Below are 21,230 nucleotides of genomic sequence, written 5' to 3'. Positions count from 1 at the left end.
TAAACTACGACAGAACACTATTTTCTTTAGTATGAGATAAAGGAGTCTGACCATATGGCGATACCAAATCAAAGCGTTCTCAAAAAAATGTCCAGTGAAATACAGGAAGCTATGCTTCAGCATGGTGACGAGCAAAAGGTTCGTGAACATATACGGTCTGTTAGATTGTTAGCGGATCTATTTTTAGAACAGGGGCAGGAAGACACCACTCCTTCTAAACAAGGAAGTCAGATGATGCATGAACCGACGGCGGATGAAATACGGCAGATGATGGGGGCCGATAAGACTCCAGAATCTAAACCAAAGAAAGAAGAAGATCGGCTGGAGGATGATGATGCTAACGGATCATCAATTTTCGATTTTTAGGAGGAGGTAAATGATGAAACTAATTTTAATAGTAGCGGTTATTAATGGCTTTCTTTCGGTTGCTCTTGGAGCTTTTGGGGCACATGGACTAGAAGGGAAAGTGTCTGAAAAAGGCTTGGATCAATGGGGGAAAGCGGTTAATTATCAAATGTTCCATACAATGGCTTTATTTGTGACCGCCATATTAATGGGCAAAATCCAGACCGGATTGATGACGGGAGCAGGGTGGTTCTTCGTAGCAGGCATTATTCTTTTCTCAGGAAGTCTTTATATCTATGCGCCTACAGGTATTAAAACATTTGCTATGATTACCCCTCTCGGAGGTCTATCCTTTTTAATCGGCTGGATTCTGCTTGGTTATGCGATTATTAAACACCTTTAAAAATAAAGAATGGTAGTAAATAAGAAAATAATTAACACGCGGAGAAGTTGGATGATCGCGTTGAGCATATTCTGTGTTTTCAGTTCAATTAAAGCTTCAAATAAAAAGCTTGCGGCCAAGACATAAAACATGAGCAGAATAATCCATTGGTGATCTAGTTTAAAGAGCCCGAGCACTGCTAACAGCACCGCTAATGCTAGTGCTCCTAATTGGGCTTTATAAAAATTTTCATAAGGATGTCTCATGGGTTCACCCTTTTCTATTAATAGGAGAAAAACTCGCTAACTGATTTTAGCGAGTTTTTTTATGAGTTCGAACTGATTATCTTGGCTGGTACTGAGCGAAACCTGATCCTCCACCGTTGAACGGATAGCTATAATTTATTTCTTCGTCAAAGGTAATATAATCAAGATAGATCATCAGCAGTAAATAACGTTTTCCTGTTTCAGGATCACTTAAAATGATATGGTCCCTACCGGCAGCTTCGATAATGCCTTTAAAAACTTTGGCATTCCACTGATCGTTATTCTCGAATGTCATGTACACGGTAGCGGTCTTACCAGCGTTTAATCGTAAAATGTTTTCAATATACGATTGTTCTGTGGGAAGCATATTCGGTGGATTTATACCCCCAGACTGTCCCTGAGGCATTTGAGGCACCTGCCCGCCACCACTATATGCAGGTGGAAAACCTCCCTGTCCCTGATTGGAAGCTGGAGCGCTTGGATAATAATACATATATGGATTACTCGCGTAATAAGGGGAGGTCGGTTGATTATACATTTGCTGCTGCCCTTGCTGGGCGCCTCCCGTAGATGGTTTTTTCTGAGCCAATTCACTCACTCCTTCGATAAATTAGTACACACTTGGACAAGCAGACCTAGTAGGGGAATAAAAACAGTGGGATTTAAACCTTCCTGTATTCCATTGACCAAACCACTGGGCCGGGCAGCTGCCTTCAGGCATGAAGAACCAGAGAGAGTTGCTGGCCGGATGATACCTCTTTCCTTTAATAACTTTCCTTGCCAGCCTTTGGTCCTTTTCGCGGGATCGCTGGTAAAAGTATCCTTTTTGTGTTGCTTCAAAGCCTCCAGGACTTTGATAGACCATCTGCCTGATCGAATCAATATCTGTGAAATCAATACAGTCCCCCCGTACACGATTAACGCCCGTGTTCCCGACCATAAGCATACCTAGTTGCCCATCACCCTCTGCTTCTGCACGCATAAGTCTTCCAAGAAGCCTAACATCCGCTTCGTTGTAAGGAATAACAGCCACGCTGTCACCTCGCTTTAATACAGACATGTTATTGCTCTTTAACACTATATGTAAGTCCACCATCATGATATGAATAAAATATCAAGCCTCCTGCTGTATTGCAGAAAAACCTTCCACCTCAGGTCATCCAAATTATGGATGACCTGAGGTGGAAGGTTTTGGGTGGAGTCTTTTAATAAAAGTTAACATGATTTTCTAACTTAAATAAAAAAAGACTCCGCCTTAACAGGGCAGAGTCCTTTGTAGAGTTATACATGTAAGAATTGAGGAACAGCATCCGGTTTAAGCAGGTTTCCAATATAGAAGGAACCGAAATCGCCATAACGGGACGTAACTTCATCAAAACGCATTTCATACACAAGCTTTTTGAACTGCAGAACATCATGAGCAAATAGGGTAACGCCCCATTCCCAGTCATCGAAGCCGATGGAACCGGTAATAATCTGACGGATCTTTCCGGCATACTGGCGTCCCGTCATTCCGTGCGCGTACATGAGTTTAGCGCGTTCGTCTTTTTCAAGTACGTACCAGTTATCGTTGCCCTGTCGGCGCTTGTCCATTGGGTAGAAGCAGATATGATTCCACTTCGGAAGGGTTGGTTTTAATCGCGCCTGAATTTCAGGGTCCTCTTCGTTAGCATTTCCCATGTAGTTAGAGAGTTCTACAACTGACACATAAGAGTAGGCAGGGGTGGTAAACTCGGCGAGCTTCGTTTTGTTGAAAGCTGTTTCGATTTCATTTAATTCTTCCATCGTTGGGCGTAAGATCATCATCATGAAATCAGCTTTCTGGCCCATGATGGTATAGAGAGCATGGCTGCCCTGTTTACTTTTTTCGGTATCTTCCCAATTGGAAATCATCTGTTGGAATTCGTGAATGGCCTGCTCGCGTTCTTCACTCGAGGCATATTTCCAAGAGGTCCAGTCAATTGAACGGAAATCGTGCAGGCAATACCATCCATCCATGGTTACTACTGCTTCTGGCATGGTATCGATCGCTCCTTTATGATTTGGTTTATTTATTGAAAACTTCCTTTCTCAATATAACACAGTTGCTTCGTTACATCATGGGAATGACTTTGAACATATAGTGAAAGGATAAGGAAAGGATAAGAAGAAATAGATGCAATTTAAACGTATATGGTCAGGTAAAAGAGGGTAATGATAATGAAATCGCTTCATTGTAAAAATCGATAGGAATGACTTTCATTTATACACAAAACCTTTTATCATGTATAACAGAAATGAAAATTGGAGGGTTCAATATGAGCAACCTATTTGATACATTGAGATCTAAGATAAACGGACAAGGCAAGAAGGTCGTGTTTCCGGAAGGTTTGGACGAACGTATTTTAACAGCTGTCAGTCAGCTTGGTACAGAAGATTTACTGACACCTGTACTAGTCGGAAATGAAGAAAAAGTAAAACAGAAGGCATCTGAGGTTGGAGTGGATATTTCTTCTGCTGAAATTCTGGATCCTGCCAATTATGATGCTTTTGATGAAATGGTGGCCAATTTCGTGGAGCGCCGTAAAGGAAAAGCCACTGAAGAGAAGGCACGAGAGATCCTGCAGGATGAAAACTACTTCGGTACAATGCTTGTTTACATGGGCAAAGCTGATGGTCTTGTAAGTGGTGCTGCTCATTCCACAGCAGATACCGTAAGACCTGCTCTTCAGATCATTAAAACAAAGCCTGGTATTAAGAAGACTTCAGGTGTATTCGTAATGGTACGTGATGAAGAGAAGTATGTTTTCGCTGACTGTGCGATCAACATTAACCCTGATAGTCAGGATCTGGCGGAAATTGCTTTAGCTAGTGCCGACACGGCAAAGCTGTTTGACATCGACCCGAGAGTTGCTATGCTCAGTTTCTCTACTAGAGGCTCTGCAAAGTCTCCAGAAACAGAAAAAGTAACGGAAGCTTTAGGACTTGCTAAAGAGCAGAATTCTAATCTTGTAATCGATGGAGAATTCCAGTTCGATGCAGCCTTTGTTCCTTCTGTGGCTGAGAAAAAAGCACCGGACTCTCCGCTTAAAGGAGAAGCGAACACGTTTATTTTCCCAAGTCTTGAAGCGGGTAACATTGGTTACAAAATCGCTCAGCGTCTTGGTAATTTCGATGCCGTAGGTCCTGTATTGCAAGGCTTGAACCAGCCGGTTAACGATCTTTCAAGAGGTTGTAATGCTGATGATGTGTACAAACTTGCGATCATTACCGCTGCTCAATCACTATAATAAGCAGAAAAAGCCAGCGATTTAAATCGCTGGCTTTTTTCGATATATGGCTTTATTGATTGGCAGTAATAATCTTATAGTAAAGCTCCCATTACTTGAAGACTTGATTTCGAGACATTTGTTGAGCGGAAGGTCCTGCGGGGGATGATTTCGCTTTCCGCGGGCATGTGCTGAGCTTCCTCGGGCTTAACAGCCCTGCGGGATCTCACCGATCATGTTCATCCCGCTCTTACCCTTTAGGAAGTTGCAAACGTCAATCATGTCCTAAACGACATGTAGTGCTCTCCAGCTTCAGCACCTAGCGGCTAGTGAGACTTCCCTCACTTCTGTACGATAAGGCAACATCGAATCGCTCCGCTCTTCGTGTTTTCTATATCTCCGCCAGCTCAGTCCAGTCCATACGCCGCTGAGCAAGGTGCTTCCGCTTTTAAAATAGGAGTCTACATCATCCCCCTCCGGACCTGGCCGAATAAGAAACTCGAAATCCACCCAAGATGCCTGCTAAACTTAACTGGAGAGCAAAAAAATATCTAGCTTATTTAAGTGTACAACCCTTGATATATAAGGGTTGAAGGCTGATCCAAAACGATTATCTCTCTTATACAAGGGGCCGTTCACTCCTCAATTATAGGGTGGCGGAGGAAACAAGGAGACTCCCGCGGGAGAAGGAGCTAGGCGAGACCCCACAGGGAGTGTCAACGACCGAGGAGGCTTATGGTAAAAGGAGGATCGACTAAGATCGCCACGTCCTGTGGCAACATCGATCGACCCTACGTCGTGTAGGGCCGCAGGAAAGCGAGTTGTTTCCGCAGCCAGCCCCTCTCTATATCAGCAACGGACCTAAGATATCTCGAAACTGAGTCTTCAACTAAACGGCCCTTTTGCTTAATAAGCATGCTATAAAAAGGTACACCATTGCTTACCAGAGACTTTTAGATAGCATAGGCTTAAGTTTTTACTTATAAAGTCTAATTAAATCCCCCTTTCAAGTAAGGGGAGCAGGGTGTACCTGTGCAAAAAGAAAGCGCTCGATTCCCTAAGTAAGGTTTTCGAGCGCTTTTTCATTCCGCTGGATCATTTGATCAAGACGTTTGTTAAACCATTCAATCTCTTGACCTTCCAGGGGATCAACGGTGACTTCACCAGATAGCTCGTAGATTTTTTTAAGGATCCGGTCGCGTACGTCAGATACACTGAGGCGGGTGCCTAACAGTTCATTGAGAGAAGCCATAACCTTAGGATCAATGACGGGGTAGGTGAAGCGTGTTTCCTCTCCACGCTTCCCGATTTCATAGAATTGTTTTAAAAGCCGGGCTCGTTCAGCACCACTTCCGGTGACATCCAGATAAATTTGGACGGCCGAGCCATTTTTGACCCGGCGCTGGGAAATTCCAGCGAACTTTTGCCCGCCGATACTTAAATCATAAGTACCTGGACAATAGGAACGTGTAATTTCATAAGCTTTAATTTGATCGGTCAGGTCTTCAAACAGCAGTTGAGTAAACGAAACCATAGCTTCATAGCCATCGTGAATGTTCACTTCTTTAGAGTCCGGGAAGATAAATGATAAATTCAGAACACCTTCGTCTAATACAACGGCGAGCCCCCCTGAATTTCTTACAATCACCTGGTATCCTTCCGTTTTCAGATAGTCAATTCCATCTTTAATGTAAGGCAGTCGAGCATCAGGGATCCCAAGCACCACTGTGTTATGATGAACCCAAAGCCTTGCCGCAGTCGGACTCATTCCTTCTCCTACCGACATCGATAAAGCATCATCTATGGCAAAGGACTGAAGGGCGGAAAAGGATGGCCCTAAATTACTTTGGTCCATGAAGCGATATTTTTGAGGTTGTAATAACGGATGTATGTTTTTCATAAAGCTGTACTCCTTTTTATGCAATCACCATTCTTCATTATAGCAGAAGAAACCTGTTGCATGAATGGCGCAACGGCTGTAAAATCTTCAAAGGATTAAGAAGTACCCGCTAATATATGTTTGATTTTCTTGAAGCCTTTAAAGACAGGAGTAAAAGAGTTCCCCTGTCATTTTTTGTCTGTCAAGATGTTTTTTTGTCATAAAGAAAGGTATATAATAGTTAAAAATGTCGTGAAGAAAGGAACAACTGATGGACTATCGTGATGAGAAATTAAGTGAAGAGAAGGTTTTTAAGGACCCCGTCCATCGCTATGTCCACGTGCGGGACCGGGTGATCTGGGATTTAATCGGAACATCGGAATTTCAGCGGTTAAGACGAATTAAACAGCTCGGGACGTCGTATTTAACATTCCACGGGGCAGAGCATAGCCGTTTTAACCATTCATTAGGGGTTTACGAAATAGTTCGCCGAATTATAGAAAACTTTAAGGACAGACCGAACTGGGATGGCGAAGAACGGCTGCTTTGTCTCTGTGCAGCTCTACTTCATGATCTGGGCCATGGGCCGTTCTCTCATTCTTTCGAAAAGGTTTTTAAATTGGATCATGAAGATTATACCCAAAAGATTTTACTTGGAGATACGGAAGTAAACAAGATTCTGAAACAAGTAGAAGAAGGGTTCCCTAAGAAAGTGGCTGACGTGATAAATAAAACGTACACTAATAAACTGGTTGTCAGCTTGATTTCCAGTCAGATTGATGCTGATCGTATGGATTACTTGCAGCGGGATGCTTATTTTACAGGAGTAAGCTATGGGCACTTTGATATGGAGAGAATATTGCGGGTCATGCGTCCGATGGAAGATCAGGTTGTTGTTAAAGAGAGCGGTATGCATGCGGTAGAAGACTATATCATGAGCCGTTACCAAATGTACTGGCAGGTCTATTTCCATCCTGTGACGCGGAGCGCTGAGGTTATTTTATCTAAAATTCTTCATAGAGCGAAAGAACTTTATGAATCCGGCTATACGTTCAAGCTGAAACCGACTCATTTCTTTTCTTTCTTTACGGGACAGCCAACACTCAAGGAGTACTTAGCACTTGATGAAGCTGTAACGCTGTATTACTTCCAAACATGGATGGAAGAAGACGACCCGGTTCTGAGTGATTTATGTGACCGATTTGTTAACCGCCGGTTGTTTAAATATATTGAGTTCAATCCTAATTCTCAGATGAACCAATGGATGGAACTGTATAAATTATTTTCTAAAGCAGGGCTGAATCCGGATTACTATTTGGTGGTAGATTCAAGTTCTGATCTTCCTTATGACTTTTACCGTCCGGGTGAAGAGGAAGAACGACTGCCAATCCATCTGCTGCAGCCCAGTCAGGAATTAAGAGAGTTGTCCCGGCTTTCTGATATTGTCGAGGCCATTTCAGGCAAAAAGCGGACAGATCATAAACTATATATTCCTCTGGACCGCCTGGAGGAAATGTCCAATCGTAGTAAGACGAAGAAGCGGATTATGGAAATATTGTATGGATAAGGAGTGAAGCTCCATGTTGGAAAATCATGCGAAGCTGATGCAATTCTTCTCAAGTACGGATGAGATCGTAGGTCGTAAAAAACTGCAGAAAATGATCTACATACTTAAAAAGTGTGAGGTTCCATTTGAAGAACGCTATCAGTTTCATTTTTACGGACCCTATTCAGAGGAATTAACGCTTAGAATTGAGGAAATGTGTAACCTTGGATTTATCAGTGAGGAAAGAGAAGAAAAGAAAAATTACTATCAGTACCGCTATGAGATTACGGAAAGCGGACGTGAATTTCTAAATCATTATGAAATGGATCTGCCTCCGCTGCATGACCATATCCGTGAAATGAACGGTAGAAGTTCCCGATTTTTGGAGTTGGTCTCTACGATGCTCTTCTTTGAGGATTTGCCTCGTGAAGAAATCGCTGAAAAAGTTTACGCCGTAAAAAGTACTCAGAATTACACAGAGGAAGACATCCAGGATGGATGGGAATTTATAGAAAAATTAAGAGGGATTCATTAGTATGATGGATAGAAAGAGATATACTGTACGTCAGTATATCTTTTTTTATAGTCTCTGTTATAGTTTATTGTTGATTTTTTATAAGACGTATTACGCAATAGGGCTGGATAGTTGAAGACTCAGTTTCGAAATATCTTAGGTCCGTTACTGATATAAAGAGGGGTTGGCTACGGAAACAACTCGCTTTCCTGCGGCCCTACACGACGTAGGGTCGATCGATGTTGCCACAGGACGTGGCGATCTTAGTCGATCCTCCTTTTACCATAAGCCTCCTCAGTCGTTAATACTCCTTGTGGGGTCTCGCCTAGCTCCTTCTCCCGCGGGAGTCTCGTCGTTTCCTCGGCCATCCTATGTTTGAGGAGTGAGCGGACCCTTGTATAAGAGAGGTAATCGTTCAGGGTCCGCCTTAACCCCTTATATATCAGGGGGTGTACACTTAAATAAGCTAGATACTCTTTTGCTCTCCAGTAAATTTTAGTAGGCATTTTTGGTGGATTTCGAGTTTCTTATTCGTCCCCCGTAGGACCTTCCGCTCAACAAATGTCTCGAAACTGAGTCTTCAAGTAATGGGAGCTTTACCTTAATAACAACACGGAAGATTAACAGAGCCTTTTTATAAATAATTTTTTGACTATTTTTATAATTTATAAGAAAAAGTGATGTCATGGGTGAGGATAATCAGGGAAGTGGGGAGAGGGGTACATGAGAATCATTAAGTTCATGATCTATTACATAATGGGGCTTGTAGGTATTTTGTTCATTAGTGTGTCCCCGGCTTTGTTCCGTGAGGGAAGTTTTTTTGATATATCCAATTACTTTTTGGAACTTCAGCAACTGATGACTGCTATTTCCAAGCCTGCTGAATGGATGTACATGTATAAGAACCGTCCGGAGCCGCTTCTTGAATTTCTATTGGAGCCTTATCAATACTCTATGACGGTGTTCTTTGGGGGGCTTCTGCTTGGTTTTATACTAGCTTTTTTGTTAGCGATCGGAACCATGTTTCTCCCTGGATGGACAAAATCGATAATTGGAAGAATCCTGAACATTCTAGAAGCTGTACCTGATTTATTACTGGCTTTTTTTTTACAGCTCTTCGTCGTATGGTTCTATAAGCAAACAGATATACAAATCGTCTCCTTTGCGGCCCTAGGACAGGAGAAGGTATATATTCTGCCTATTATTGCAATTGCAGTATTACCGTTAGTTACGATGTACAAAATCATTCTCATGCTGATCGATGAGGAGATGACAAAGTCTTATGTCCAGATGGCTAAGAGTAAAGGTTTGGAAAAAGCCGTAATTCTTAACATACACGTAATAAGGAATATTGTAAAAAGTATATTCTTTCATTCTAAAATTATCCTCTGGGGGTCTTTATCAAGTCTATTGATCATAGAGTATATTTTTAATATGAATGGAATTACAAGCTTCTTTATTGAGGACTTTAGACCAATCGTCTCAGCAGTCATTCTATTTATGATCTTCACTCCTTTTTTTATCATGTATCAGGGAACAGAGCTGTTTAAATTCAAGGATCATAAAATTGCTAAAGAAACCAGCTTGAGAATGAATCGTTTTATAGGTGATTTCAACATTAAACCAGGTGGAAAATGGATAAAACAGACTTTTGCAGCGATAGGAGCACATTTCCTGAACCTGAAGTTTCTGATTGGGTTTACCATTATTTCGGGAACGGTTTGTGTCAGCATAATTTACAGTTTAACAGCGGATCCTCTTGTAGATAAGTTTTATCACATCACGAATGAGGAGGGGCAGCTCGTAAGCGCTGCTCCTCACTCGCCAGAGTATATATTTCTTGGAACGGATGCACTCGGTTACAGTATTTTCGATCAGTTACTCGTGGGAGCAAAATATACGATTATATTTGCTCTCGCTATAGCCTTTTTAAGGATGAGTATTGGATTTTTATTAGCCATTCCATATACATTTTTCCTTCCTTCCCGAATTCAGCGAGGGGTGGAAAAACTGGTGGATGGTATGCACTTCCTTCCTATGACCATTATTGGATTCTTGCTGTTGACCCCGGTTCTATGGATGCCGCCGGGAGGTTTTACCACTACCCAGACCGAGCGAATCATCTATCAAGGAGTGATTCTCGTACTGCTTGCTGTACCTTTAATTGTGACGTTATTTGGCAGTGAAATGAAGCTCCTCATGCAAGAGGAATATGTAGTAAGTGCGAAGGTTCTTGGGGGTAGTTCGCTCCATTTACTTTGGAAGCATCTGCTTCCGCATTTAAGTGCGCGGATGGGGATTGTGTTTGGACAGCAGTTTATTCAGACAATGCTGATTTTTATCCATCTAGGCGTATTTAATATCTATTTTGGCGGGACAAGTGTAGATTACACTCCCATGCAGAATGACCCCCCAACAAGTACTACATATGAGTGGTCCGGGTTGATTGGAGCAGCGAAAGATTCATTAATGACGGGGAGATGGTGGTTTATTATCCCGGCCCTTCTTTGTTTTATGGGGATTATCCTGTCTATGCAGCTCATTATTCAAGGAATCAAGGAAGTTCAGCAGAAACGGATAGGTATCCCCGTTTCTAACCCAATGGGGTGGAAGAGGCTTTTCCATAAAAGGAAACCTGCAAGTAGGCGAGTGGATGACCCTTCAGCTGAGAGGTTTGTCTTTATAAAAAGCGAACATCGTTCCTCATAGAGGCCCACTTAAGGCGTTATAAAAGGGAAGTAAAGGTGTTAAACAAGCGTTTGATTAAGGGTATAATATAGGGGATAAAACTGCCAGAAGAAGGAGAGAGGTTTTGAGGACCAGTACGTAATCCAGTCGAAAAAATCGTAGAAGTCGAGTGTTAAACTGTTCCTTAACAAGCGTTTTAATCCAACTAGATGGGGGCATAGTTTACGAAACGGAGTATTTTCAAGCTCATTAGGACGCACCCTATCCCATTAAAGAATTAATTATTCCAGCGTCAAAACGTCATATAAAAAGCTTCGATGAACTAACAGAGGCGGAGTATGGTGTATATAAATCCTTATGCTAAAACATAGAGTGGATTCTATGTTAAAATAGGGAAAAATCAGTCACGTCTAGAGGAGGTTCAGTTTGTCATGAAAGAATTTGATCAATTTAAAAATAATGATGAGAAAAGCGATAAAAAGAAGAAGCAGTTCACGATTATTAAGGACGACTCCACGGATGGTCATGGTGGTTATGGTGTAGGCTCCATCAGCCTTGAGAATATGACCCCGGTTATCGTGGATCCGAATGAAGAGAAGGCCTTTGTTGATATGGGGGCTCTGCATGCCCGCAGCGCGGTTGAGAAGCGGGTGAAGTTTATTACGGATCGTGAAGTTGTAGCGAACGGTTTATTGTACTGGATCGTCTGGGTTACGGTGGATAATCAGGCAGGAAAGCCAAGCTACTATGGAGTAGCTGGAAGTGAAATCGTCGTCGATCGTTCCATTAAACGAGGCTATAAGCTGATGCCCGAGCATGTGAACCATATGGACAAGTCCTTAAAAGGAAAATTTGTTGTCGACCATATGGATGAAAAGTCAAGGACGATTCTCGGTGAGTATCTCCGTGAATTTAAGCCCGAACTATGGGAAAATACAAACCAGGAACTAAAAGACTCCCTCGGTGTCCAGTAAATTATAAGAAAAAGCACTTTCCTCAGAGAAAGTGCTTTTTTACTGTCTAATATTATGGAATTCTCTTAAAATCAGGGGCCCTCATAGTATTAATTCTTCCAGATAAGCTCCCTTTTCTTTAAGACTCAGTTTCGAGATAACTCGGGTCCATTGCCATAAAAAGGATGGGGCGGCTACGGAAACAACTCGCTTTCCTGCGGGGGAACTGGCAAGCCTCCTCAGTCGTTACCACTCCTTGTGGGGTCTCGCCTAGCTCCTTCTCCCGCGGGAGTCTCGTCGTTTCCTCCGCCACCCCAACGATATCTAGTGAACGGACCTTTCCAGAAGAGGAAAGGTCTTCTCCTTAATCTGTATTAAATGCTTTTATAACAGGCTATCGTGCATCGTTACATCCTGAAAACAGGTGTAAAACCATACGTCTTAATTCCACATCAAGCAGGTATGTTTGATGTGATTTCGAGCATCTGATTTGGCCAGGTCCGGAGGGGGATGATGAAGACTCCTGCGGGATGAACATGATCGGTGAGACCCCGGAGAGCTTTAGCTCGAGGAGGCTCAGCACATGCCCGCGGAAAGCGAATCATCCCCCGCAGGACCTTTAAACTAATCCGATATCTCGAAACTGAGTCTTCAACAATCCGGCCCTATTGTTAAAGACTCGAATTCGAGATGTTGTGGGAAAAGGTGATTTGCTAATCTACAAAGCACAAAGAAAGCTTAATGGAACAAGTTTCACATTTAAGGAAGCTTGCCGTAACAGACTAAAAAATTGACTATCCTGTAAATTCCAGTTTACGAAAGGTATTTTTGTGCTACAATAAGAACAAACGTTCGTATTAAGGGGTTGATCAACTATGGATAGCCGCAATCGGGACAGGGGTACAATTAAGTGGACATCGTTAATGCTCCCGGAGCATGTAGAGATGATAAGGAAATTATGGAAGGAAGATGAGCGGGTAGAGAAAGGGATTATTGATGAACAGAAAGCCATCGAGATTGATTTTTTACTGCAGCGGGCTTTGAACGACGATTTGACGGTACGGGTCAAAATCCATAATGGTTTTGACTATGAAGAGTTTCCAATGAAAATGGAGTATATTCATAAACTGAAACGCAAAGTCTATGGGGTGCACTGGGAAACGAAAGAAAACATTCAAATTTCACTGGATGACCTTACCGATGTTTCAATTATTTAGGTGAATAATTTGTTCACAAAATGTTCACCTAAAAAATGGTCGAAAGGGTACTCGGAATCTTGACGTACTGGCAGAATGGGTAATATATTTAGTAACACATGGTTATACATGTATTTACTAGGACAAGGAAAACGACCGGGTTGCCGCCGGTCGTTTTCTTTGTGTTTTTTTAAGTATTTCAAGCCCCTCATTTAAAAGAACCAGTCTACTACATCTTTGAACCATGGATCATTTTTAAACTCATTTTCGATCTCTTCTTTGTTCTTATCCTCATCGCCGCCGCAAACTTCTTTTGGAATATCACTTTTTTCCATATACATGAGGCGTTCTTTCGGGCAATTAGGACCGGACCTGTGTCCAGTTTCCGGATCAATATAAACCCCTTTTACATCCGGGGTTGGAATAAACGCTGCAGATGGTAGTGGTTCATGAATCGCCTCCATGGTGTCTGCCCAAACGGCTTTGGCATATCTTCTTTCATTGAATGTTTCAATTTTTCTTCCACCTTCATCATGGCCCACCCAAACCCCTGATACAAATTGAGGACTAAAGCCAATCATCCAGCTGTCATAATCCGTAGTACCAGATTTTCCGCCGTACATACGAGTTAGTTTTCCTTTAATAGGAGTGCCCGTAACAGACGCATATCCATCAAGAGAAGAGTCAAACATCCCTGTCATCATGTGAGTAATCGTAAAGGCACGGTTCGGGTCAATTTCTTTCTCTTTATTAAAAACGGGCTGATATTCAAAAAGTATATTTTCGTGACGGTCTGTAATTTTCTCAATGGTGTGTCCTTCAAGAGATTCAGAGCCTTTCACCATTTTTCCGTAGGCACTCATCATTTCAAAAAGAGAGATAGAGGTAGAACCAAGGGCAAGAGAAGGGACAGGTTTAGCACGACTCGAGATTCCAAATGTGTCCAGTGTATTTACCAGCTTCTCGGGCCCAATATCCATGTTGGTGGCTACAGCATAAATATTGTCAGAAACCGCCAGTGCCTGGGCCATTGTAATCGGTTTGTCCGCATACTGGTCTCCAAAGTTGGTTGGACTGTAGACTTTTCCGTTATCTCCTATCTCAAAATCGGTCGGTTTACTTTCGATCATAGTGACCGGTGAGTATCCTTCTGCCAGCGCCGCGTAATATAGAAATGGTTTTATAGTCGATCCCACCTGACGCTTAGCCTGTGTAGCTCGATTATAAGCACTGGTTTCATAATCGCGGCCGCCGATCAGAGCGGTAATGGCACCGTTATGACTATTCATAATAGTAGCGGCGATCTGGATATCTTCCTCTGCTGAAATATGGCGGTCAATCTGTTTTTCTAAAGTCTTCTGATGATCTTCTATGAGCGTCGTATGAATGTGATAACCGCCTGTTTTAACTTCCTCTGCCGAAATATCCAGGATTCTGGAAGCCTCTGCGACGACTTGGTCCTGAAAGTATGGAGCAGCTTCTTTGTCGGAGCTGTCAGAGTGCTCCGAGTAGACAAGACTCGCTTCTACTGCTTCATTTTTTTCAGAAGAAGTAATAAAGCCGCTTTTCTCCATTTCCCCCAAGATCAATTTTTGGCGTGAGGCCGCGTTCTCTGCATTGTTCAGAGGAGAATAATAGCTGGGACCTTTTGGGACGCCTGCAAGCATAGAGGCTTCCGTCAGCGTTAATTCTTCTGCGTTTTTATTAAAGTAATAACGGCTCGCTGCTTCAATTCCATAGGCTCCATGACCATAGTAGATCGTGTTTAAGTAGCCTTCCAGAATTTCATCTTTATTATAAAAGATCTCCAGTCTGAGGGCATAGAGAGCCTCTTGGATTTTTCTCTTCCATGTTTTATCATGTGATAAATAAAGATTACGAGCGTACTGCTGAGTAATGGTGCTCGCGCCTTCCACCATGCTCATTTGTTTAAGGTCGGTTAAAGCAGCACCAGCTATCCGCTTGAAATCAAAGCCGAAATGATCGTAAAATCGACGGTCCTCAATAGCGATCGTCGCTTCTTTAATGGCATCCGGCATCTCATCTACGGTAATCCAGTATCGTTCTTCCGCTCCATGATCTTCCCCAATAATATTCTCTCCCTGACTATAATAAACCGTATTCTGTTCGGTCATTAAAGAAGGAGGGCCCTGGGTAATGGCGAATCCTAAGACAAACAAAAATCCGGCTCCTGTTAACACAAGGCCGATCAATGTCCATTTGAGCGCTCGCTTTGACCAGCGGTATGTCGTTCGTATAAAAAGGATCATTCTTCTAGACTCCCAACTGTTAAGAATGAATAAAGACTGCTATTATTATGTGAGAATACGTAGTAAAATAAACCTCTCATGACGAATTATGTAATAGAGAACTATGGATATACAAAGGAGAATGCATAGATGAGCACGTGGTTTACTGAGAAGCAGACAGAAAATTTCGGAATTACGGCTAAAGTTAAACAGTCCCTTCATAACGAAAAAACAGATTTTCAGGAGTTAGAAATGCTTGAGACAGAAGAGTGGGGCAACATGCTGGTGCTCGACGACATGGTTATGACCACGGAAAAAGATGAGTTTGTTTACCATGAGATGCTTGCCCATGTACCCCTCCACACCCACCCGAGTCCGAAACAGGTTCTGGTAGTCGGCGGCGGAGATGGTGGTGTGATTCGTGAAGTACTGAAGCATGAAAGTGTTGAAAGAGCCACACTTGTAGAAATTGATGGCAAAGTTATTGAATACTCCAAACAATATCTGCCTTCTATTGCCGGTGCTCTGGACGATGAGCGGGTAGAGGTTAAGGTGGCAGATGGCTTCATGCACATTGCAGAAAGCGAACGTGCTTATGACGTCATTATGGTAGATTCAACAGAACCGGTGGGTCCTGCTGTTAATCTATTTTCAAAAGGCTTCTATGAAGGGATTGCGAAAGCATTAAAAGAAGACGGAATCTTCGTTGCTCAGACTGATAACCCCTGGTTCAAGGCTGATTTAATTCGACAGGTTTATGGAGATGTAAAAGAAACATTTCCGATCACAAAAGTGTACACGGCCAATATACCAACGTATCCAAGCGGTCTTTGGACGTTTACGATGGGAAGTAAAATCTATGATCCTCTTCAGGTTCCTGCTCATCGGTTTACAGAGATGGAAACGAAGTATTATACAGAGGAGCTTCACCAGGCCTGCTTTGCTTTACCAAAATTCGTTAAAGATTTGACGAAAGGGTGAGTTCGATGAGATTTGATGAAGCCTATTCTGGAAAAGTGTTTATCATGAGCCGGGCTTCGGAACAGGAGGCGGATGCCGTAATTTACGGGATGCCAATGGACTGGACTGTCAGCTTCCGTCCGGGCTCACGATTTGGTCCGAGCCGCATCCGCGAAGCCTCGATCGGCCTTGAAGAATATAGTCCTTATCTGGATAGACATTTAGAGGAAATCAAGTACCACGATGCAGGTGATTTGCTCCTCCCCTTTGGAAATCCCCAGAGGAGTATTGATATTATTGAAGGCTATATGGATGAACTTTTGGAGAAAGGGAAAATACCTTTCGGACTGGGCGGCGAGCATCTGGTTACATGGCCAGTCTTAAAAGCGATGTACAGGAAATATCCAGAACTTGCAGTGATTCATATTGATGCTCATGCTGACCTCAGGGAAGAATACGAAGGAGAGACGCTCTCCCATTCGACTCCTGTTAGGAAAGCATGCGAGCTGATCGGAGCTGAAAACGTGTATTCGTTTGGTATCCGCTCAGGGATGAGAGAAGAGTTTCAATATGCGAAAGAAAGCGGCATGTTCATGGCGAGATATGAAGTGCTTGAGCCTCTGAAAAAAATTCTACCAGACCTGTCTGGGCGTCCCGTTTATGTAACCATTGATATTGATGTACTTGATCCTGCCTATGCCCCGGGAACGGGGACAGCAGAAGCAGGAGGGATTTCCTCTAAGGAGCTTCTTGCTTCCATTCATGAAATCGCAAGCAGCGATTTAAACGTGGTAGGGGCTGACCTTGTTGAAGTGGCTCCCGCTTATGACCCGACAGAAAAGACTCCGATTGCAGCCAGTAAATTCTTACGCGAAATGCTTTTGGGGTTTGTAAAATAAATGATAGAATGAAACAGCCGCTATGATTTTTCATAGGGGCTTTTCTATATGAGATGAATAAAGGAGCGCTTCTTTTGGATAAAAAGATTATAGGCATTACGCTTACGTATGCCATTATCATGATGAGTCTAATTCTTGTAACGTTTATAGGGGAATGGAACCCTTCAGGGTATAGTTATTCGCTTAGTAATGAGACACTAACAATTGAAAAAGGACTATTCTCTAAAGAAACCACTGAAATTGCTATTGAAGATCGAATCGATCAAGCAATCAGCTTTTCGTTATCCATCTCCGAGGAGAATCAGCAGTGGAGAATGGATGTCATTGTGATTGGACTGTTGCTGCCATTTCTATTGTTATTATTTGTTCCGGACCGTCGTCCTTTTAAGAAACAACTATCCTATCCCTGGTTTGCGGTGATTGTCGCAGCACTTGTCGTGTTATATGCAAGTTACAGTGTACCGGCTCATATCACCGAGATAAGTGATATCCAAAATCAGGTGGACACGTTGGTTCAGGAGTAACGAAGCCAGCGGATCCTCTTGCGTTTTTGTGAATGAATTCTTATAATAAACAAGTTATAGTGTACGTAAACCCTTTGGAGGGAGGACGAAGAAATGACAAGTAATGCTAAGGACATCCAGGTGCAGCTCGTTACGGAAATCAGAGACACGGATCGCAAAGAGACGATGGAAGTAAACGAAGCCGGTCAGTTTTTTGCGCGTGGTCAGACTCAGGTGATTACTTTTACAGAACATCCTGATGAAGGAGATCCTGTAAATACGATGATCACCGTTAAGCCAGGGCATGTCAGCATAAAACGAAGCGGTGGTATAGATATGCGTCAGGTTTTTCAGCCTGAAGTAGAAACAGAGAATTTATATCATCATACTTATGGTGATTTCCATATGAAAACTTATACAGAAGAAATGGAGTTCAGTTCCCTTGATGAAGCAATGGGCGGCCGATTATTTCTTCATTATCAGATGACGTTGAATCATGAAGTAACGCAGGATCATCGCTTGACATTGACGTTTGAGGAGGAGAGTGAATCATGAATATCGTTGAACAAATGGAAGAAAATCTGAAGAAAGAAATCATCCGCGCCGTGCTTTCAGCTGAGCTTGCCGGAGAAGAGGAAATGCCTGAGGTTGTGTTAGAGCAGCCAAAGGATAAAGCTCACGGCGATTACGCAACAAACATGGCCATGCAGCTCGCCAGAATAGCAAAGAAAAATCCGCGTGCGATTGCTTCAGAACTTGTTGAACAATTTGATCGATCACAAGCCTCAATAGAAAAAATAGAAATTGCAGGTCCAGGCTTTATTAATTTCTATATGAACAATCAGTACTTGACTGAACTGGTTCCTTCCATTCTGGAAGCCGACAGTCAGTATGGTCGCAGCGAAAGTGGGAAAGGTCATAGGATTCAAGTGGAATTTGTATCTGCTAATCCGACCGGAACCTTGCACCTTGGTCACGCACGGGGAGCAGCAGTAGGGGACTCGTTATGCAACGTGCTGGATGCTGCAGGCTACGATGTTTCCAGAGAGTACTATATTAATGATGCCGGGAACCAAATGGCTAATCTTGCGCTTTCTGTAGAAGCTCGTTACATGCAGGCATTAGGGAAAGAATGGGAGGTGCCGGAAGACGGATACCACGGCCGTGATATCGTAGAACTCGGGAAAAAGCTTGCTTCTGAAGAGGGAGAGAAATGGGCAGAAGAATCTGCACAGGATCGTTTGAAGTTCTTCCGTGAGTACGGTTTGCAATATGAACTGAATAAGATTAAAACGGATCTGGAAGAATTTAGAGTCCCTTTTGATGAATGGTTCTCAGAAACTTCGCTATATGAAGGCGACCGGATTGAACATGCGCTGCAGGTTCTGAAAGAAAAAGACTTTGTCTATGAAAAGGACGGAGCTACCTGGTTTGAGACAACGAAATTCAGTGATGATAAAGATCGCGTCCTCATTAAAAATGATGGCACGTACACTTATCTGACGCCGGATATCGCTTATCACAAAAACAAACTGGACCGCGGGTTCGATACACTTATCAATATTTGGGGTGCCGATCACCATGGATATATTCCACGTATGAAAGCAGCGATTCAAGCCCTGGGCTATGATGAAGATACGCTTGAGGTGGAGATTATCCAAATGGTCAACCTCTTCCAGAATGGCGAAAAAGTGAAGATGAGCAAGCGTACTGGGAAAGCTGTTACCCTTCGTGAATTGATGGAGGAAGTTGGTATTGACGCAATGCGTTATTTCTTCTCCATGCGTTCTAGTGATTCACATCTGGATTTTGATATGGACCTGGCCCGCTCAGAATCTAATGAAAATCCTGTTTATTATGTACAGTACGCTCACGCCCGCATATGTACGATGCTGAAACAGGCAGAAGAAAAGGGACTGACGGATGATACGTTTAACGGAAGTCTTTTAACAGCTGAAAAAGAAGAAGATCTACTAAAAAGGCTTGGTGAATTTCCGCAGCTGGTCGCAGATGCTGCAGAAAAAAGAACCCCTCACCGTGTGACTCAGTATGCATTTGATCTGGCATCTAATCTTCACAGTTTTTACAATGCGGAGAAAGTACTCGATCAGGAAAATCCAGAGCTTACAGCTTCACGACTTTCACTAATGAAAGCTGTCCGAATTACTCTGAGCAATGCGCTGAAAATCATCGGTGTTTCCGCACCAGAACAGATGTAAGTTCATAAAATGATTAAAGGGCGTCTTCGCATAAAAAAAGAGCAGGGCGCTCTTTTTTTGTGACATTCTTTGCCCCAGTACTTATGTATTCATAAAGCCGTCTGTTTTTGATAGCCTCTGTTATAGTTTATTGTTGTTTTTCATAAGGCTTATTACGCAATAGCGCCGTTTAGTTGAAGACTCAGTTTCGAGATAATTTGGGTCCGTTACGATATTTGGAGAAGGGCTTGTGGGGAAATAGCTCGTCTTGTTCCATCACCCAGGCACTCGAGACATAAGCCGTTCATCAACGGACGGCAAGACCACCGTCCTTTTGATGCTCGGCTTATGCTGTTCGTGTCTATCGGGGTGATTCCACATTTGGACACTTTCCTATGGCCCTACACGACGTAGGGTCGATCGACGTTGCCACAGGACGTGGCGACCTTAGTCGATCCTCCTTATACCATGAGCTTCCTCGCTCGTTTCACTCCCTGCGGGATCTCACCTAGTTCCTTCTCCCATGGGAGTCTCGCCATTTCCCACCGCCCCAACTGTATTAGGGCGAACGGACCCTTCGGAAAGAGAGTATCCTATCTCCTTATCCCGCCTGAAATACTTATATAACAGGCTATCCAGCGTAGTTCCAGCCTGAAAAGGATATACGCCTATGTTGTTATTTCTTCTCAAGCGGGTGAATAACGAAGCTGTTTCGAGTTTCTGATTCGGCCAGGTCCGGAGGGGGACGATGTAGACTCCTATTTTAAAAGCGGAAGCACCTTGCTCAGCGGCGTATGGACTGGACTGAGCTGGCGGAGATAAAGAAAACACGAAGAGCGGAGCGATTCGATGTTGCCTTATCGTACAGAAGTGAGGGAAGTCTCACTAGCCGCTAGGTGCTGGAGCTGGATAGCACTACATGTCGTTTAGGACATGATTGACGTTTGCAACTTCCTGAAGGGTAAGAGCGGGATGAACATGATCGGTGAGCTCCCGAAGGGCTGTTAAGCCCGAGGAAGCTCACCACATGCCCGCGGAAAGCGAAGTCGTCCTCCGCAGGACCTTCCACATAACCAATATCTCGAAACTGAGTCTTCAAGTATTGGGAGCTTTAACTTAAAATCAACACGAAAGTTTAACAGATCCAATTGATAAAATAGGAACAATAAAGTTTGGTATTGAAAGAAAGCGTAAAGGATAGATGATGAAAAGGAGGACGAGCATGTGAAAGAGATTATTTTAGCGTTAGTCACTGGTTTAGTTGTTGGTATTGTATTTGCAGCTTTAAAACTTCCGATTCCAGCCCCGCCTGCACTAGCTGGAGTGGCTGGAATTGTTGGTATTTACTTAGGTTTTAAAGTTATGATGTGGATGGGTCCCGTGTTTACGGAAATTTTTAAATAA

At 43.0% G+C, this 21,230-nt stretch carries 20 protein-coding genes; 14 read left to right on the top strand and 6 right to left on the bottom strand.

What is annotated here, in order from left to right; genetic code table 11:
• Positions 1 to 54 precede the first annotated feature (54 nt).
• Together ACTWP7_RS12260 and ACTWP7_RS12255 are read left to right on the top strand one after the other, a co-directional pair.
• Positions 55 to 366, top strand: a complete 312-nt coding sequence (locus ACTWP7_RS12260; RefSeq protein WP_443123408.1) for a YwdI family protein — start codon at positions 55 to 57, stop codon at positions 364 to 366.
• A 13-nt stretch (positions 367 to 379) separates the two neighbouring features.
• Positions 380 to 748: a DUF423 domain-containing protein gene (locus ACTWP7_RS12255; protein ID WP_443123446.1), complete on the top strand. Its 369-nt coding sequence runs from the start codon at positions 380 to 382 to the stop codon at positions 746 to 748.
• Here ACTWP7_RS12255 and ACTWP7_RS12250 read toward each other — a convergent pair.
• The 4 genes from ACTWP7_RS12250 to hemQ form a co-directional block, all read right to left on the bottom strand.
• Positions 745 to 993: a hypothetical protein gene (locus tag ACTWP7_RS12250; RefSeq protein ID WP_443123407.1), complete on the bottom strand. Its 249-nt coding sequence runs from the start codon at positions 991 to 993 to the stop codon at positions 745 to 747. The two genes, ACTWP7_RS12255 and ACTWP7_RS12250, sit on opposite strands and share 4 nt — an antisense overlap.
• 76 nt (positions 994 to 1,069) lie before the next feature.
• Positions 1,070 to 1,582: a spore coat protein GerQ gene (gene gerQ, locus ACTWP7_RS12245; RefSeq protein ID WP_443123406.1), complete on the bottom strand. Its 513-nt coding sequence runs from the start codon at positions 1,580 to 1,582 to the stop codon at positions 1,070 to 1,072.
• A 21-nt stretch (positions 1,583 to 1,603) separates the two neighbouring features.
• Complete coding sequence (locus ACTWP7_RS12240) at positions 1,604 to 2,026, bottom strand: cell wall hydrolase (RefSeq protein ID WP_443123445.1); 423 nt, start codon at positions 2,024 to 2,026, stop codon at positions 1,604 to 1,606.
• Positions 2,027 to 2,274: 248 nt separating this feature from the next.
• Positions 2,275 to 3,012, bottom strand: coding sequence for a hydrogen peroxide-dependent heme synthase (gene hemQ / locus ACTWP7_RS12235; RefSeq protein WP_014644882.1), 738 nt, complete (start codon positions 3,010 to 3,012; stop codon positions 2,275 to 2,277).
• Between the two features lie 278 nt (positions 3,013 to 3,290).
• On the opposite strand from hemQ, the gene pta reads away from it, so the two are divergent.
• Positions 3,291 to 4,262 carry a phosphate acetyltransferase gene (gene pta, locus ACTWP7_RS12230; RefSeq protein WP_014644881.1) on the top strand — a complete coding sequence of 324 codons (972 nt, stop codon included), beginning with the start codon at positions 3,291 to 3,293 and terminating at the stop codon, positions 4,260 to 4,262.
• 1,036 nt (positions 4,263 to 5,298) lie between these two features.
• Here pta and ACTWP7_RS12225 read toward each other — a convergent pair.
• Positions 5,299 to 6,141, bottom strand: a complete 843-nt coding sequence (locus tag ACTWP7_RS12225) for a lipoate--protein ligase family protein (RefSeq protein ID WP_443123405.1) — start codon at positions 6,139 to 6,141, stop codon at positions 5,299 to 5,301.
• Positions 6,142 to 6,391: 250 nt separating this feature from the next.
• Between ACTWP7_RS12225 and ACTWP7_RS12220 the strand changes: the two genes are divergently transcribed.
• The 5 genes from ACTWP7_RS12220 to ACTWP7_RS12200 all read left to right on the top strand — a co-directional run bounded on the left by ACTWP7_RS12220 (position 6,392) and on the right by ACTWP7_RS12200 (position 13,038).
• Positions 6,392 to 7,687 carry an HD domain-containing protein gene (locus ACTWP7_RS12220; RefSeq protein WP_443123404.1) on the top strand — a complete coding sequence of 432 codons (1,296 nt, stop codon included), beginning with the start codon at positions 6,392 to 6,394 and terminating at the stop codon, positions 7,685 to 7,687.
• Between the two features lie 13 nt (positions 7,688 to 7,700).
• Entirely contained in the window at positions 7,701 to 8,201 is a 501-nt protein-coding gene (locus tag ACTWP7_RS12215; RefSeq protein WP_443123403.1) for a YwgA family protein, read from the top strand.
• A 702-nt stretch (positions 8,202 to 8,903) separates the two neighbouring features.
• A complete protein-coding gene (locus ACTWP7_RS12210; RefSeq protein ID WP_443123402.1) occupies positions 8,904 to 10,889 on the top strand; it encodes an ABC transporter permease subunit in 1,986 nt (661 codons plus the stop codon).
• 410 nt (positions 10,890 to 11,299) lie between these two features.
• The gene (locus ACTWP7_RS12205) at positions 11,300 to 11,842 is read left to right on the top strand and encodes a YwhD family protein (RefSeq protein WP_014644876.1); all 543 of its coding nucleotides are present in this window, start codon (positions 11,300 to 11,302) and stop codon (positions 11,840 to 11,842) included.
• An 854-nt stretch (positions 11,843 to 12,696) separates the two neighbouring features.
• Complete coding sequence (locus ACTWP7_RS12200) at positions 12,697 to 13,038, top strand: YolD-like family protein (protein ID WP_443123401.1); 342 nt, start codon at positions 12,697 to 12,699, stop codon at positions 13,036 to 13,038.
• 191 nt (positions 13,039 to 13,229) lie between these two features.
• On the opposite strand, the gene ACTWP7_RS12195 is transcribed toward ACTWP7_RS12200, so the two are convergent.
• Entirely contained in the window at positions 13,230 to 15,287 is a 2,058-nt protein-coding gene (locus ACTWP7_RS12195) for a transglycosylase domain-containing protein (RefSeq protein WP_443123400.1), read from the bottom strand.
• Between the two features lie 129 nt (positions 15,288 to 15,416).
• Between ACTWP7_RS12195 and speE the strand changes: the two genes are divergently transcribed.
• The 6 genes from speE (at position 15,417) to ACTWP7_RS12165 (ending at position 21,230) form a co-directional block, all read left to right on the top strand.
• Positions 15,417 to 16,247: a spermidine synthase gene (speE, locus tag ACTWP7_RS12190; RefSeq protein ID WP_443123399.1), complete on the top strand. Its 831-nt coding sequence runs from the start codon at positions 15,417 to 15,419 to the stop codon at positions 16,245 to 16,247.
• A gap of 5 nt (positions 16,248 to 16,252) precedes the next feature.
• The gene (speB, locus tag ACTWP7_RS12185) at positions 16,253 to 17,125 is read left to right on the top strand and encodes an agmatinase (protein WP_443123398.1); all 873 of its coding nucleotides are present in this window, start codon (positions 16,253 to 16,255) and stop codon (positions 17,123 to 17,125) included.
• Positions 17,126 to 17,199: 74 nt separating this feature from the next.
• Entirely contained in the window at positions 17,200 to 17,649 is a 450-nt protein-coding gene (locus ACTWP7_RS12180; RefSeq protein ID WP_443123397.1) for a hypothetical protein, read from the top strand.
• Between the two features lie 93 nt (positions 17,650 to 17,742).
• Positions 17,743 to 18,183: a DUF1934 domain-containing protein gene (locus ACTWP7_RS12175; protein WP_014644870.1), complete on the top strand. Its 441-nt coding sequence runs from the start codon at positions 17,743 to 17,745 to the stop codon at positions 18,181 to 18,183.
• Positions 18,180 to 19,847 carry an arginine--tRNA ligase gene (gene argS / locus ACTWP7_RS12170; protein ID WP_443123396.1) on the top strand — a complete coding sequence of 556 codons (1,668 nt, stop codon included), beginning with the start codon at positions 18,180 to 18,182 and terminating at the stop codon, positions 19,845 to 19,847. Before ACTWP7_RS12175 ends, argS begins: the two co-directional genes overlap by 4 nt.
• A gap of 1,203 nt (positions 19,848 to 21,050) precedes the next feature.
• Positions 21,051 to 21,230, top strand: coding sequence for a XapX domain-containing protein (locus tag ACTWP7_RS12165; protein WP_443123395.1), 180 nt, complete (start codon positions 21,051 to 21,053; stop codon positions 21,228 to 21,230).

It is taken from the genome of Halobacillus sp. B29 (genome assembly GCF_052246755.1).
Taxonomy (GTDB): Bacteria; Bacillota; Bacilli; order Bacillales; family Halobacillaceae; genus Halobacillus; species Halobacillus halophilus.
This window is presented reverse-complemented; position numbering and strand designations above follow the sequence as displayed.